The sequence below is a fragment of the Streptomyces sp. AC627_RSS907 genome (assembly GCF_019049165.1).
The window spans coordinates 1-13,819 of record NZ_JAGMUE010000067.1; the positions used below are offsets into that span (position 1 = coordinate 1).

A 13,819-nucleotide genomic window follows, 5' to 3' on the forward strand; every position below is an offset into this window, starting at 1 on the left:
CGCGGCGATGGCGGGCAGCCGGCGGGCGGCGGTGCGGAAGGTGCCGTGGGGCTGTTCGGGGGTGCCCTCGGAGCGGGGGAAGAACTCGTACCAGGCGCCGTAGAGGGCGCGTTCGCGTTCGACGAGCAGGGGCAGCGGGTCGGAGGTGGTGACCAGCTCCCGCAGCGGGTGCCGGGCCAGCACCGCGTCCACCTCGGGCGTCAACGCCGCCGCCAGCCGGGTGGCCACGGGCAGTGAGTCGTCCAGCAGGGCGTCGACGGCGGCCAGCACCACCGCCCGGCCGGCGTCCCTCGGCACCCCTTGGGCGGCCCGCCGGTACAGCTCGGCCCCCTCCTCCAGGACCAGGCCGGCGTCGATGCCGGCCGGGACCTTGATCCTCGCGTGGCGCTGCCAGGTGGTGACGGGGTCGCTCCACGCCTCCACCCGGTAGGTCCAGCGCCCCGGAGCGCCCGGGGTGACCTCGGCACCCCAGCGGTCGCTGCCCGGGGCCAGCTCCCGCATCGGCGTCCACGGGCCCGGCCGGCCCTCGGGGTCCTTCAGCACGACGTTGGCGGCCACCGCGTCGTGTCCCTCACGGAACACGGAGGCGGTGACCTCGAACGTCTCTCCCGCCACCGCTTTCGCCGGGCGCCTGCCGTACTCCACCACCGGGTGGACGTCCCGGACCGGGATACGCCCGATCTCCACGGTCGTACTCATCCGTTCTCACCTCCGCCGTGCTCGAGGCCGGGCCCGTGCCCGGCCGTTCGGTCAAGCCGCGCCGGAGGGGGTCTTCCGCCCCGACGAGAACCGGTCCGCCTGTTCCGGCGCAGGGGTGACCAGGTTCGTCCGCAGATACCGTTCGGCGGCATCCGCGGCCTCGCGTGCGCACCGCTTCCCCATCAGCACGCAGAGGGTGTAGCCGGAGTCCTCGAACGTGGCCCGTATCGCCACGTCCGCCGGCGACGCGAGCATCGAGCGTTCCCAGGCGCGGTAATGCCGCAGCTGCCGGGCGACCTCTGTCTTCGCAGGGAGCAGCATGGCCGGTCACCTTCCGGACGGTCCGGGGGTACGGACGATCGAGTTCTTCACACATGGTGCACGGACGGTGACCCGCCGTCCTGTTGGATCTTCAACCGCTTCCTCGTGTTGCACGAATGGACTACCGCTCCCACTCTGGAGTGACTCAGAAGCGATCAGCGCTCACGCTTCGTGTTCGGAGAGCTCGTCCCCCAAGGGGCGAGGTGGAGCGAGAGCTCTCGCGGTGAGGAGCCACGACGATGAAGACCGCAGTGCCCTGCTACTACCACCTCGACGTGGAAGTGAGCCCGGAACGGGTCGGACAGGTCAGGCGCATCCTGGCCGCCCACCTACGGTTCTGGGACCTGGAGAACCTCGTCGAACCCGTCTGCTCCGGCGCCGAGATGCTGCTGCGCGCCATCGACGAGCACGCGAGCGACAAGAACACGTCGATCGAGATGTGGTGGAACCGCCAGCACCTCATCACGGCGGTAGGGGGCAACGACCGCGCGCTCCGTCCCGACCAGGACCTGCGCACCTGCCTGCAGCACCTCGCCGCCACCAGCGACGGCTGGGGCTGCTGCGCCACGGACACCGGCGCCAAGGTCATCTGGTTCTCGCAGCGCGCCCGGGCCGGCGAACGCGTCCCGCTGGTGGCGACGGCACCGGAACCGATCACGCGGGAGGGGCTGGAACTGCCGCGCGAGATCATGCCGGTGGCCCGGCTCGCCGACGCCGCCGGTACCACGAACGGCGTACTGGAGGGGGCCCGGTGACCCGCGCCAGGCCGAACTGGAAGGGGGCGCCCGTGTGGAGCGGGCACCCCTATCCGCTGGGAGCCGCGTACGACGGCCAGGGCACCAACTTCGCTCTCTTCAGCGAGGTCGCCGAACACGTCGACCTCGTCCTCGTCGACGACGACGGCACCCACAGCACCGTCCCGCTGCCCGAGGTCGACGGCTTCGTCTGGCACTGCTACCTGCCCGGCGTCGGCCCGGGGCAGCGCTACGGCTACCGCGTCCACGGGCCGTGGGCCCCGGCCGTGGGCCACCGGTGCAACCCGGCGAAGCTGCTCCTCGACCCCTACACCCGCGCCGTGGACGGGCTGGTGGACAACCACGCCTCCCTCTTCGAGCGCGCCCACGGCAGGGCCGACCCCGGCGACAGCGCCGGGCACACGATGCTCGGCGTGGTCACCGACCCGTTCTTCGACTGGGGCGACGACCGCCCGCCCGGGCACCCGTACGCGGAGACCGTGATCTACGAGGCTCACGTCCGCGGACTCACCCGCACCCACCCCGACGTCCCCGACGAACTGCGCGGCACCTACGCCGGGCTGGCGCACCCGGCGATCGTGGAGCACCTGACGTCCCTCGGCGTGAGCGCCGTGGAGCTCATGCCCGTGCACCAGTTCGTGCACGACGGGGTGCTCCAGGACCGGGGCCTGACCAACTACTGGGGCTACAACACCATCGGCTTCTTCGCGCCCCACAACGGCTACGCCGCCCTCGGCACGCGCGGGCAGCAGGTCACCGAGTTCAAGTCGATGGTCAAGACCCTGCACGAGGCCGGCCTCGAAGTGATCCTCGACGTGGTCTACAACCACACCGCCGAGGGCAACGAGAAGGGCCCCACCCTCTCCTTCCGCGGTATCGACAACGCCTCGTACTACCGCCTGGTGGACGGCGACTGGCAGCACTACTACGACACCACCGGCACCGGCAACAGCCTGCTGATGCGGCACCCCTACGTACTCCAGCTGATCATGGACTCACTGCGGTACTGGGTCACCGAGATGCACGTCGACGGCTTCCGCTTCGACCTCGCGGCCACCCTGGCCCGGCAGTTCCACGAGGTGGACCGCCTGTCGGCGTTCTTCGACCTCATCCAGCAGGACCCGGTGATCAGCCGCGTCAAGCTGATCGCCGAACCCTGGGACGTGGGCGAGGGCGGCTACCAGGTGGGCAACTTCCCCCCGCTGTGGTCGGAGTGGAACGGCATGTACCGCGACGCGGTACGGGACTTCTGGCGCGGCGAGGAGCACACGCTCGGCGAGTTCGCCTCCCGGCTGACCGGCTCCTCCGACCTGTACCAGCACAGCCGGCGCCGCCCGCGCGCCAGCGTCAACTTCGTCACCGCGCACGACGGGTTCACCCTGCGCGACCTCGTCTCCTACAACGACAAGCACAACGAGGCCAACGGCGAGGGCAACAGGGACGGCGAGAGCCACAACCGGTCCTGGAACTGCGGCGCGGAGGGCGAGACGAAGGACCCGGCCGTCCGGGAGCTCCGCGGCCGTCAGCAGCGCAACTTCCTCGCCACGCTCTTCCTGTCCCAGGGCATCCCGATGCTCTGCCACGGCGACGAACTGGGCCGCACCCAGCGGGGCAACAACAACGCCTACTGCCAGGACAACGAGATCTCCTGGGTCGACTGGCGCCTCGATGCCCAGCAGCGTGCCCTGCTGGACTTCACCCGGCGCGTCATCGCGCTGCGCGCCGCCCACCCCGTCCTGCGCCGGCGCCGCTACTTCCGCGGCGACACGGCCACCAACGCGGACCAGCCCCTGCCCGACCTGGTGTGGCTGCTGCCGGACGCCCGGGAGATGTCCGACGACGACTGGCAGCGCTCCGACGCGCACGCCGTCGGCGTCTTCCTCAACGGCGACGCCATCGCGGAACCCGACCCGTGCGGCCGGCCCGTGGTGGACGACTCCTTCCTGCTGCTGTTCAACAGCCACTGGGAACCGACCCGCTTCCGCCTGCCCGACACCGGCTACGGCGAGCGCTGGGCGACCCTGATCGACACCGCCGACCCGGAGGGCACGCCGGACGAGGCGGAGCACAAGGCGGGCACCGTCCTGACCGTCGAGCAGCGCAGTCTGGTGCTGCTCTCCCGCCCGTCCCGCGCCCGCCGGTGAGCGGGGGGTCAGCTTCCGAGGCGGCGCGCGGTCACCGTGAACTGCGCGCCGTCGGCGTCGCGCAGCACGGCCTCGTCGCCGCCCAGCGACAGCACGCTGCCGCCGTGCCGCTCCGCGGTACGGGCACAGTCCGCGACGTCCTCGACCGCGAAGTGCACCTGCCAGTGCGGCCGGATGGCCGGGTCCGGCGCCGCTCCCAGGGCGCCCGACTCGATGCGTGCCACGACGTCGCCGTCGCTGCGCAGCACCACCTCGTCACCCTCGTACCGGACCTCGCAGCAGCCGCTGGAGCCCGACGCCCAGTCGAAGATCTCGCCGTAGAAGATCGCGGCGTCGAAGGCGTCGCGCGTGTGCAGCCGGATGAAGGCGGGGCGGGAGGTGCGCCAGGTCTCCCAGTCGGAGAACAGCTCACCCTCCCAGATGCCGAAGGTGGCACCGTCCCGGTCGGCCAGCAGCGCCGCCCGTCCGGGCGGGAGGGCGATCGGCCCGACCGCGGTCGTGCCACCGCGCTCCTGCGCCCGCGACACGGCGTCGTCGGCGCTGCGCACGGCGAAGTACGGCGTCCAGGCCACCGCCATCTGCCACATCGCGGCGACGGCGGCGATCCCGGCGACCGGCACCCCGTCGGCCAGGGCGATCCGGAAGGGGTCGCCCAGCTTGGCGGGCCGCCACCGCCAGCCCAGCACGGCGGAGTAGAAGTCCTCGGTGGCCTTCAGGTCACGGCTGGTCAGGCTCACCCAGCAGGGCGCCCCGTACACGGAGTGCGTGGACAGGAGGCTGTCCCCGCCGGTGGGGGAGGCGGAGGTCATGTCGTGGTTCATGGCAGTCGTGTCCTGATCTCGTCCACCGGCAGCCACCGGCTCCACACCAGTGTCCGGCCGGGAGTGCGGCGGGCGCCTGCCGAGTACCCCGGCGGGAGCGCCGAAACGGTGGCGGACGCGCCCCGGACGGCCCAGTGGCGCCGGGAGGCACTTGTGACCACGATGGAGGCCGCGGAACCGTACCCCGCGGCACAGGCGGCGCTCACTCGCCGGATCCGGAGGTGACCATGCCCACGGACTGGGGCTCGGACCAGGTCTTCGAGCTGCAGGAACAGGTCCGGCAGCTGAAGGAGGCGGTCGTCTCGCACGCCGTCGTCGACCAGGCGATCGGGATGATCGTCGCCCTCGGCCGCGTCGCACCCGACCAGGGGTGGCTCGTACTGAAGGAAGTTTCCCAGCATACGAACATCAAACTGCGCAACGTGGCGGAAACGGTACTCATCTGGGGGCGCACCGGAGTGATGCAGCCGGAGATCCGCGCCGCTCTCGAGGACTGCCTGGACCGTCACGGTCCCACGCAGGTCCCCGGCTCCCCGCCGGAGCGGTGAGGAACCCCGCCGCGGTGGGGTGACGGCAGGCTTCAGCGGGCCTCCGCGAGTATCTCCTCGCGGATCCGGTCGAAGCAGCCGCTGAGCAGCCGGGAGACGTGCATCTGGGAGATGCCGAGCTGCTGCGCGATCCGGCTCTGCGTCATCCCACCGAAGAAGCGCAGGTAGAGGATGGTGCGCTCACGCTCGGGCAGCGCCTCCAGACAGGGCCGGACGGCCACCCGGTCCACGACCGTGTCGAAGGCCGGGTCCGGCCCGCCGAGCGCGTCCCCCAGGGCGTACCCGTCGGTGCCGGGCATCTCGGCCTCCAGTGAGAGGGCGGAGAAGCACTCCAGCGCCTCCATGCCGGTGCGGACCTCGGCCGCCGTCAGCTGGGCGTGCGCGGCGATCTCCTCGACCGTGGGGGCGCGCCCCGGGGTGGTCTGTGCCAGTTCCTTCGCGGACTTGCGCACCCGGTTGCGCAGGTCCTGGATCCTGCGCGGCACGTGCAGGATCCACATGTGGTCGCGGAAGTGCCGTTTGATCTCGCCGGTCACGGTCGGGACGGCGTACGCCTCGAAGGCGTGGCCGCGTGCCGGGTCGTAGTGGTCGACGGCCTTGACCAGGCCGAGGGCCGCCACCTGGTAGAGGTCCTCCAGGTTCTCCCCGCGGCCCCGGAAGCGGACGGCGATCCGCTCGGCCATGGGCAGCCAGACCCGGATCAGATCGTCCCGCAGCGCCGTGCGCTCGGCTCCCTCGGGCAGCGTGGCGAGCCGTTCGAACGCCGCGGCGGTGTCGGGGGCGTCGTCATGGGGGTGGGACTTGGTGGTTCCGCCGGCGATACGCATGGTGCGCACCTCCCTCAGCAGGGGTGCTGGCAAATCCTCGTATATATGGATACTGAGCGCGAATGCCCCGGACGGCCACCTGAACGGCCGCAGGTCGCTGATCGCGGCGACGGCGCTGCGGAACGTGATGTGCGGCACGCTCCGGGTGATCGCCCGGGGCGGGTGCCGGCGGATCGTCGCTGCGCAGCGCTTGATCACCGAACAAATCGGGGCGAAGGGCCTGGCCACAGCGCATTCCGCTCATTTGACAGTGCACTGAGCACACAGATAGGAAGCAGCGTCGAGAGGTCGAGAGGGGCACCGTGTACGAGCCGAACGTGGTCGGGGACTGGCAGGAGTACGACGAGCACGCCGGTCTGCGGGTCCGTGTCCACCGCCTTGAGCGGGCCGAGCCGCCGCGTGGACGCGACGACGCCGCCGAGGGGCTGACGTACTTCCGCGTCCGGGTGACCGTGGAGAACCGGGGTCCCCGGCACCTCGGCATCCACCTCGAGGACGGCCAGGTCGACGTGCGGATCGGGCCCGACGGGGAGAGCGCCTTCCTCGACTGGCGCAACTCGCAGTTCATCGAGGGCTTCGACGTCTACCCGCTGCGCCGGGCCACCGCCGTGCTCTACGCGGCCGGCCCGGAGGCGAGCCTCGCCCAGGTGGACGTGCAGGTGCAGGTGCGGGTCGACGAGGAGTGGGCCGACCGCCGGCTGTGGACCGGCGGCCTCGGGCTGCACGAGGAGGTCACCGGGGCCCTCACGGGCGGGGTGCGGGACGACGGGCTGGCGCACCAGGTGAGCGCCTTCCTGCGGGACCAGGCGGAGGAGGGCACCGCCTGATCCCCCGCCCGTTCCCCGGCCGGTGGCGCCTCAGTGCGCGATGCCGTCGATGATCTCGCGGGCGCCTTGACGCAGCAGCGCCACGGCGACCGACGTGCCGAGCGTGGCCGGGTCCAGCCGGCCGGCCCACTCGTGGGCGTTCAGCCGCGTCTTGCCGTCCGGCGTGAAGACACAGGCCCGAAGGGACAGCTCACCGCTCCGGTCCACGCGGGCGTAGCCGGCGATCGGGCTGTTGCAGTGCCCCTGGAGGACGTGCAGGAACATGCGCTCCGCCGTGGCCTCCCGGTGGGTGTCCGGGTGGCCGAGGCCGCTGACCGCGTCGATGAGGTCGTCGTCGCCCTGACGGCACTGCAGGGCGAGGATGCCCGCGCCGATCGGCGGCATCATCGTCTCGGTGGACAGGACCTCGCTGATCACGTCGGGGCGGCCGATGCGTTCCAGTCCGGAGACCGCGAGCAGCAGGGCGTCCGCCTCGCCGGCGGCCAGCTTCGCGAGCCGCCGGTTGGCGTTGCCCCGGAACGGCACGCACCTCAGGTGCGGGTGGGTGGCGGCCAGTTGGGCGACGCGGCGCACCGAGGAGGTGCCGACGCGGGTCCCGGCGGGGAGTTCGTCCAGGGTGAGCCCGTCCGGGTGGACGAGGGCGTCCCGGATGTCGTCCCGCTTCAGGAACGCGGCGAACACCGTGCCCGTCGGCAGCGGCCGGTCGGCGGGCACGTCCTTGACGCAGTGCACCGCGAGGTCGGCCTCGCCCGCCAGCAGCGCGGCGTCGACCTCCTTGGTGAAGGCGCCCTTGCCCTCCACCTGTGACAGATCGCCCAGCCACTTGTCGCCGGTGGTCCTCACCGGCACGACCTCGGTGCGCACGCCGGGGTGGAGGGCCGCCAACCCGGCCCGGACGCGCTCGACCTGCGCCAGGGCCATGGGGGAGTCGCGGGAGACGATACGGATCAGTTCGGGGACGGACATGCGGACACGATAGTGGTCCCAGGGGCGCTTCGGTCTCGCGCTTCGCTCGACCGGCCCCCTGCCGGCCGCGGTCGCCTCACGCGTTCGGGTCGAAGGGGATGCCGGAGGGCTTGGCGGCCGCCAGGTGGGAGGCGAAGCTGCCGTCCTTGAGGCCGAAGGTGGCGCTGCCGAAGTCGTACGCGCTCAGCCGGTCGCGCAGGCCCGCCGGAAAGCCGTTCCAGCCGACCAGCGTCGGGTACTGCCAGCTGCCCCGGTGGTTCTCCGGCGGCTCGTCGCCCGAGGTCGCCAGGCGGAAGCAGTGGGTACTGATGCCGTCCTTGTGGTAGACGATCTTCGGGTGGGTGCCGTCGAAGCGGACCGCCGACCTGGCGTGCACGCTGAACGAGCCGTGGTGGGACGTCGAGACGTACTGGACGGAGCCGTCGCGCACCCACACCACGACGTGCTCCCAGTCGTGCCGGTGGCCGCCGAGGCCGCTGCCGGGCAGCGCCTGGTCCTTCTCGAAGTAGAGGCCGTACAGATAGGCGCACCAGCCGTTGTTGCACGTGGCGCGCACGTAGCCGTTGGTGTTGTCCAGGTCGGCGGCGTCCCGGCAGTTGCCGTTGAGGGCGCCGGTCGGGTTGAGCCCGCCGTTGACCGTGCCGTCGGAACCGATGGCCGCCGTCGGATAGCAGCCGTCGGTGTCGTAGTCGAAGGCGGGCTGGTACGCGCGCTCCAGGCTGTCGGCGTTGCCGGGCAGCGCCTGGGGCGGGGCGGCGAGGGCCGTGGCGGGGAAGGCGATGACGAGGGCGAGGGCACCGAGCGGTGCGATGAGCCATCTCTTGCGGCGGGTTGTGGTGGTACGCGACGACACCGCGTCCTCCTCTGATTCCGTGCGCAGCCCAACGGCTGTGGAGGGAAGGGGAGTTCAGAGTGTCGTCTCTTCATGCTCACGCCAAGAGTGGCGGGCGTCCCAGCGGTGAAGACCGGCCCAACACTTGACCCGCCGGCGCACGGTCACATCAGGTCGTCCGGAATGTCGGCCGCGGATTCCTCGGGCGCGAGGTCCGGACGGAGCCGGAGCCAGGACGGCTGGCGCAGCATGCCCTCCCGGGTGCGGGTGCTGTAGCGGACCTCGCCGACCAGCCGGGGGACGACCCAGCGCGCTCCCGGCACCGGCGGCACGGGGTCGAAGGGGCACGCGTCCGTCGCCGCGGCCCGCAGCAGTGCCGCCAGCTCGGCGCGCTCGGCCGCGCTCCAGCCGGTGCCGACCCCGCCGACGTAGCGCAGCCGGCCCGCGGCGCGCTGGCCGACCAGGACGGCGCCCGGGAGGCCCGTGAGCCGTCCCTTGCCGGGCAGCCAGCCGCCCACCACGACGTCCTCGCTGCGCATGTTGCGGATCTTGACCCAGGCCCGGGAGCGGACCCCCGGTTCGTACACCGAGTCCAGCCGCTTGCACACCAGGCCCTCCAGGCCGTGTTCGCGGGTGGCCCGCAGGGCCTGTTCGCCGTGGCCGACCAGCGCGGCCGGGGTCGACCAGGAGGGGCCGTCGAGAGCGAGGTCCGCCAGTTGCTCGCGGCGGCGGGTGTACGGCAGGCCCAGCAGGGAGCGGGGGCCCAGATACAGGGCGTCGAACAGCACCAGGTGGACGGGGACCCTGCCCGCCCGGTGCGCCGCCCGGCCCGGGGCGTGCGCGAGGCCCATCCGGGACTGGAGCAACTGGAAGTCGGCCCGGCCCCGTTCGTCCAGGGCCAGCACCTCCCCGTCCAGGACGGCCGGGGTGGCGCCGAGCGCGGTGGCGAGCGGTGCCAGCTCGGGGTAGGCGGCCGTGATGTCCTGGCCGGAGCGGGCGCGGAGCAGCACACTGCCGTCGCCGGGCAGGTAGACCACCACGCGCTGGCCGTCCTGCTTGGTCTCGTAGGCCCAGCGCGCGTCCTGTGCGGCGGGCGGCAGGGTGCCGGGCGTGGCGAGCATGGGAGGGATCAGCGGCAGCTCCACGGGTCAGTTCTCGACGCACCCGTACGGCGCCACCCGCGTTGTCCGCCAGGTTCGCCCGAACGGCGCCGGTCCGCCACGGGAGCGGCGCCGTCGCCGCCGTACGGGGCACGGGTCGGCGCGCGGAGGAGGCGTCCGCCTCCACTCGGCCCGCCGCTCCGCGGGCGGCGCGACCGCGGTGACCGGACGGCGCCCGGGGAGGAAGGAGGCGATCATGAGGCGGGCAGGGCCGCGCCCGCGCCGATGGCGCCGGCCGGGGCGGGCGGTGGCGGCGACCCGGGCGCCCGGACATGGGAGCGGGGCCGTCACCTCGTCCCCGACCGGCGGGGCGAGCTCCTGCGCGGCGCGGATTCCGGCGGCGGCCAGGACAACGGCGTACGGGCCCCGCGCCCGGACCGCCGGAACCGCCTCCTGCGAACGGGCCCCTGTCCGGTCCCCGGCGGCCCGGCGCCCGGCCGGGTGCGCCGGGTGACCGGCGCGGTGGTGCCCGGGGCGGCGGTCGAGGCGTCCGGCGCGGGCCGTCTCGCTACTCGAACCGTGCCGTGTCGCCCGCGCCCCGCCGCACGATCTCCGCCTCACCGCCGGAGAAGTCGACGACCGTGGTCGGCTCGGTGCCGCAGTCCCCGGAGTCGATCACCGCGTCCAGCACGTGGTCGAGCCGGTCCTTGATCTCCCAGCCCTGGGTCATCGGCTCGTCCTCGCCCGGCAGCAGCAGGCTGCTGGACAGCAGCGGCTCACCGAGCTCGGCGAGCAGGGCCTGGGCCACGACGTGGTCGGGGATGCGCACGCCCACGGTCTTCTTCTTCGGGTGCTGGAGCATGCGCGGCACCTCCCTCGTCGCGGGCAGGATGAAGGTGTAGCTGCCGGGGGTCGATGCCTTGATCGCCCGGAACACGTCATTGTCGATCTGCACGAACTGGCCGAGCTGCGCGAAGTCCTGGCACACCAGGGTGAAGTGGTGCCGGTTGTCCAGGGCCCGGATCGAGCGGATGCGGTCGATCCCGTCGCGGCTGCCCAGCCGGCAGCCCAGCGCGTAGCAGGAGTCCGTCGGGTACGCGATCAGCGCGCCCGAGCGGACGCTGTCGGCGACCTGGGCGATGCTGCGCGGCTGGGGGTTGTCGGGGTGCACGTCGAAGTACTTCGCCATTCACCGAGCTTAAGCCGCCCGCGCGTGCGGACCGCGCAGGCCCGGTCGGCGCCACCACGGCCCCGGGTGCCCGCGCCCCGCCGTCATCCGCCTCCCCACCGGGCCTGCCGTGTCCTGAGGGCATGGGGTAACGTCCCCGCCCTGGGCCGAGGCCGGAGCGAGGACGAGGAGAAGGCCGACGTGGCGGGCCGAGACGACGGGACACCGCGGCGCGAAGCCGGCGCCGGTGAGCAGACGGGATGGGCGGAGGAACTGCTCGACCACCTGCGGCCGACCGCACGTGACGTACGCGGGGTCGTGGCCTGGCTCGCCGGAGCCGTGCAGGCGGCCGTCTCGCTGCCGGACGGCGCGGGCCGGCTGCTCGCCGGCACCCGTACCCCGCTGGACGAGGACCTGGTCGCCGACATCACCGCCGGCCGGATCGCCTCCGCCGCCCTGGAGGACCGGGGCCGCCATCTGCGCCTCGTCCGGGTGGAGCGGCCCCACCCCGCGCCGGCCGCCGTCCTCGCGGTGGCGCGGGCGGAGCCCTTCGACCGGCGGGCCTTCGACATCGTGACGCGCACCGCGCAGGTGGTGGAGCTCCTGCTGGCCGACCAGGAGTCGACCGCGGCCGGACTCCGGCTGCGGCGGGCCACCTCCGACCTGCGCCTGGCCATCCTGCAACTGCTGATGGTGGAGGACACCGTCTCCGCCCGCCGCGTGGCCGCCGGACTCTGGCCGGGCCTCCTCGACACCGACACGGCGTGCGTCTACGTCGTGGAGAGCAGCCCAGAGGAACGCGACCGGCTCGCCGAGGAGTGCCTGTCGGTGACGGGGGAGCGGGCGCTGGTCGTGCGGTGCCCGGCCATGGACGGGCACGTGATCGTCCTGACGCCCCGCGAGGCGGCCGGCCAGGAGCTGCGCGCGCTCGTCGGCCGTTTCCCCGGCGTCTTCCTCGGCGGCAGCGCCCGGCAGAGCCTCGCCCGCACCGCCACGGCGTACGGGCAGGCCGTGAGCGCCCTGGCCGTCGCCCGGTTCCGCCCGCAGCAGGCGGCCGTGTACGCCGAGCGGACCCACCCCGAGCGCCTGATGGACCCGGCGGCGCTGCGTGGCTGGACGGCCCGGGTGCTGCGCCCGCTCGACGCCCTGCCGCACCACACCCGCGCCGAACTGCTGGCCACCACCCGGCTCGGTCTGGAGTTCACCGCCGTCAACACCGCCAAGGTCCTCGGCGTCAGCCGCAACACGGTCCGTGCCCGGATGGACCGGGTCGAGGGACTGCTGCGCACGGACTTCGCCGACCTGACCGTGCGTGCCACCGTCCACCTCGCCCTGAACGCCCAGGCCGGTCTCGGTCCCGACCAGCAGGGGCTCGACCAGGACGTCGCCGGGGGAGGCGCCGGACGGCCCGGCGGCGCCCGCCTCACCGACCTGCTGGCGGGACCCGCGCTGCGCGCCTGGGCCGACGACCTCCTCGGCCGCCTCGAGCCGGACGCCCGGAACCTGCGGCGCACGCTGCGCACCTGGATCGCCGTCGGCGGCAACGCCGAGCGGGCCGCGCAGTCACTCGGCGTCCACGCCCAGACCGTGCGCGAGCACGTCCGCAGTGCGGAGCCCGTCCTCGAACGCCAGCTGCTCGCCGCCGGCAGCGACCTCTACGAGGTCGTGCTCGCCCACCTGGCGGCGGGCGACCTCGACCAGCCGCTCCTGCACGGTACGAAACCGGACCATCCGGACTCACCTGTGCACAGGTGAGTCCGGACGGCCCGGCAGCGGGCATCGACGCGATTCACAACGGCCGAGCCGTCCACGTAGGTTCGACGAGCCGCGGGAGGCCCGACCGGAACGGGGGACCGGTCGCGCCCCCGCGGCCCTCTCACGGCCCGCGCGCGACACGGATCAGCGGCGCGGCGGCGCCGGGAACTCCCGCCGGTCGTGGCCGTGGGACCTTGCCGCGGAACCTCTCGAACCCCCGCTCCGGCGCCGTCGTTCTCTCTTCCCCCCGGATGCGGAACCGGAGGTCAGACGGCGGTGCAGGCGCCGTCTGACCAGGTGGTAGCTGCCGACGACGAAGAACGCCCGGTCCGACAGCCGGAAGGCGATGAGCTCCTGGGCGTCGACCCGGATGCGCTGGTAGGCGGCGAACAGATCGGGCTCGCTGCCGGCCAGGACCAGCAGCCGGCGCATGCGGGGCCGCACGTGCCGGGCCGGGTCGTCCGGGTCGGCCGGCCACTCGCGCACGGCCCTGCGACAGGCGAGCAGGGGCGGCTCGCCGGCGGGACGGGACCGCAGCAGTGCGTTGATCCGGTCGCCGTCCCGGCGGACGAAGTCGAGGGCGGGGTCCTCCTTGCCGGCGAAGTGCCGGCTGAAGGACATTGCTTCGGCCTCACTCCCGCCCCCGCCGGTGCCGTGTGTCCCGCGCCGCGCCGGGTACCCGGCCCGCACGTCGGAAGGAACACCTCGAGGAGGAGGCCGCATGACCAGCGGAACGGAGACCGGCGGCGTGACCGGCACGCAGGACAAGGACTACAACCTGATCTGGTACGTCGAGTCGTGCCTCAACAACGCGCTGCGTCTGGAGACGTACGTCCAGGACGCCGAACGCGACAAGGACACCGAGGTCGCGGAGCTGTTCCGCAAGGCGCAGGCGGACAGCCGCAAGGGCGCCGAACTGGGCAAGGAGCTGCTGCGCGCGCGGCTGAACGGCGGCTGACGCCACCCGGCCCGCCCGCGAGACCCGGACGCCCTGGCCGGCAGGGCGTCCGGGACCCGGTGCGAGGTGAGGGAACCAGAGGCGAACGCGTAGGTGCC

Annotated in this window: 15 protein-coding genes and 1 pseudogene; 7 read left to right on the forward strand and 9 right to left on the reverse strand. The window is 73.1% G+C overall.

From position 1 onward, the window contains the following. Together KUM32_RS16975 and KUM32_RS16980 are read right to left on the reverse strand one after the other, a co-directional pair. Positions 1–699, reverse strand: a 699-nt coding sequence (locus tag KUM32_RS16975; RefSeq protein WP_217142746.1) for a maltotransferase domain-containing protein, incomplete at its 3' end; no start/stop codon positions are given. Positions 700–750: 51 nt separating this feature from the next. Further along, positions 751–1,020, reverse strand: a complete 270-nt coding sequence (locus KUM32_RS16980) for a DUF5133 domain-containing protein (protein WP_217142747.1) — start codon at positions 1,018–1,020, stop codon at positions 751–753. A gap of 239 nt (positions 1,021–1,259) precedes the next feature. Between KUM32_RS16980 and KUM32_RS16985 the strand changes: the two genes are divergently transcribed. After that, positions 1,260–1,775 (forward strand): pep a2, encoded by a 516-nt coding sequence (locus KUM32_RS16985; protein WP_217142748.1) that lies wholly within the window; start codon positions 1,260–1,262, stop codon positions 1,773–1,775. Beyond that, positions 1,772–3,919: a glycogen debranching protein GlgX gene (gene glgX, locus KUM32_RS16990; RefSeq protein ID WP_217142749.1), complete on the forward strand. Its 2,148-nt coding sequence runs from the start codon at positions 1,772–1,774 to the stop codon at positions 3,917–3,919. Before KUM32_RS16985 ends, glgX begins: the two co-directional genes overlap by 4 nt. A gap of 8 nt (positions 3,920–3,927) precedes the next feature. On the opposite strand, the gene KUM32_RS16995 is transcribed toward glgX, so the two are convergent. Beyond that, positions 3,928–4,740: a VOC family protein gene (locus KUM32_RS16995; protein ID WP_217142750.1), complete on the reverse strand. Its 813-nt coding sequence runs from the start codon at positions 4,738–4,740 to the stop codon at positions 3,928–3,930. A gap of 227 nt (positions 4,741–4,967) precedes the next feature. Between KUM32_RS16995 and KUM32_RS17000 the strand changes: the two genes are divergently transcribed. Continuing rightward, positions 4,968–5,288 carry an ANTAR domain-containing protein gene (locus tag KUM32_RS17000; protein ID WP_217142751.1) on the forward strand — a complete coding sequence of 107 codons (321 nt, stop codon included), beginning with the start codon at positions 4,968–4,970 and terminating at the stop codon, positions 5,286–5,288. A gap of 32 nt (positions 5,289–5,320) precedes the next feature. Here KUM32_RS17000 and KUM32_RS17005 read toward each other — a convergent pair whose 3' ends face one another. Further along, positions 5,321–6,115 (reverse strand): SigB/SigF/SigG family RNA polymerase sigma factor, encoded by a 795-nt coding sequence (locus tag KUM32_RS17005; RefSeq protein WP_217142752.1) that lies wholly within the window; start codon positions 6,113–6,115, stop codon positions 5,321–5,323. Between KUM32_RS17005 and KUM32_RS17010 the strand changes: the two genes are divergently transcribed. Together KUM32_RS17010 and KUM32_RS17015 are read left to right on the forward strand one after the other, a co-directional pair. After that, complete coding sequence (locus KUM32_RS17010; protein WP_217142753.1) at positions 6,114–6,374, forward strand: hypothetical protein; 261 nt, start codon at positions 6,114–6,116, stop codon at positions 6,372–6,374. The two genes, KUM32_RS17005 and KUM32_RS17010, sit on opposite strands and share 2 nt — an antisense overlap. A gap of 43 nt (positions 6,375–6,417) precedes the next feature. Next, a complete protein-coding gene (locus tag KUM32_RS17015) occupies positions 6,418–6,942 on the forward strand; it encodes a hypothetical protein (RefSeq protein ID WP_217142754.1) in 525 nt (174 codons plus the stop codon). A gap of 30 nt (positions 6,943–6,972) precedes the next feature. Here the strand turns inward: KUM32_RS17015 and hemC are convergent, their stop codons facing one another. From hemC to KUM32_RS17035, 4 genes are all read right to left on the reverse strand, one after another. Next, on the reverse strand, positions 6,973–7,908 hold the full coding sequence (gene hemC, locus KUM32_RS17020; RefSeq protein ID WP_217142755.1) for a hydroxymethylbilane synthase: 936 nt from the start codon (positions 7,906–7,908) through the stop codon (positions 6,973–6,975). A gap of 76 nt (positions 7,909–7,984) precedes the next feature. Continuing rightward, positions 7,985–8,761 carry an NPP1 family protein gene (locus KUM32_RS17025; protein WP_217142756.1) on the reverse strand — a complete coding sequence of 259 codons (777 nt, stop codon included), beginning with the start codon at positions 8,759–8,761 and terminating at the stop codon, positions 7,985–7,987. A gap of 143 nt (positions 8,762–8,904) precedes the next feature. Further along, positions 8,905–9,885, reverse strand: a complete 981-nt coding sequence (ligD, locus tag KUM32_RS17030) for a non-homologous end-joining DNA ligase (RefSeq protein WP_217142757.1) — start codon at positions 9,883–9,885, stop codon at positions 8,905–8,907. A gap of 523 nt (positions 9,886–10,408) precedes the next feature. Beyond that, complete coding sequence (locus KUM32_RS17035; protein ID WP_217142758.1) at positions 10,409–11,029, reverse strand: L-threonylcarbamoyladenylate synthase; 621 nt, start codon at positions 11,027–11,029, stop codon at positions 10,409–10,411. A 180-nt stretch (positions 11,030–11,209) separates the two neighbouring features. Here KUM32_RS17035 and KUM32_RS17040 point away from each other — a divergent pair, with 180 nt between their 5' ends. Continuing rightward, positions 11,210–12,763, forward strand: coding sequence for a helix-turn-helix domain-containing protein (locus KUM32_RS17040; RefSeq protein ID WP_217142759.1), 1,554 nt, complete (start codon positions 11,210–11,212; stop codon positions 12,761–12,763). 333 nt (positions 12,764–13,096) lie between these two features. Here KUM32_RS17040 and KUM32_RS17045 read toward each other — a convergent pair. Beyond that, positions 13,097–13,381: pseudogene (locus KUM32_RS17045) on the reverse strand (TetR family transcriptional regulator); the annotation flags it as partial. Between the two features lie 103 nt (positions 13,382–13,484). Here KUM32_RS17045 and KUM32_RS17050 point away from each other — a divergent pair. Beyond that, the gene (locus KUM32_RS17050; RefSeq protein ID WP_217142760.1) at positions 13,485–13,721 is read left to right on the forward strand and encodes a hypothetical protein; all 237 of its coding nucleotides are present in this window, start codon (positions 13,485–13,487) and stop codon (positions 13,719–13,721) included. Positions 13,722–13,819: the final 98 nt, after the last annotated feature.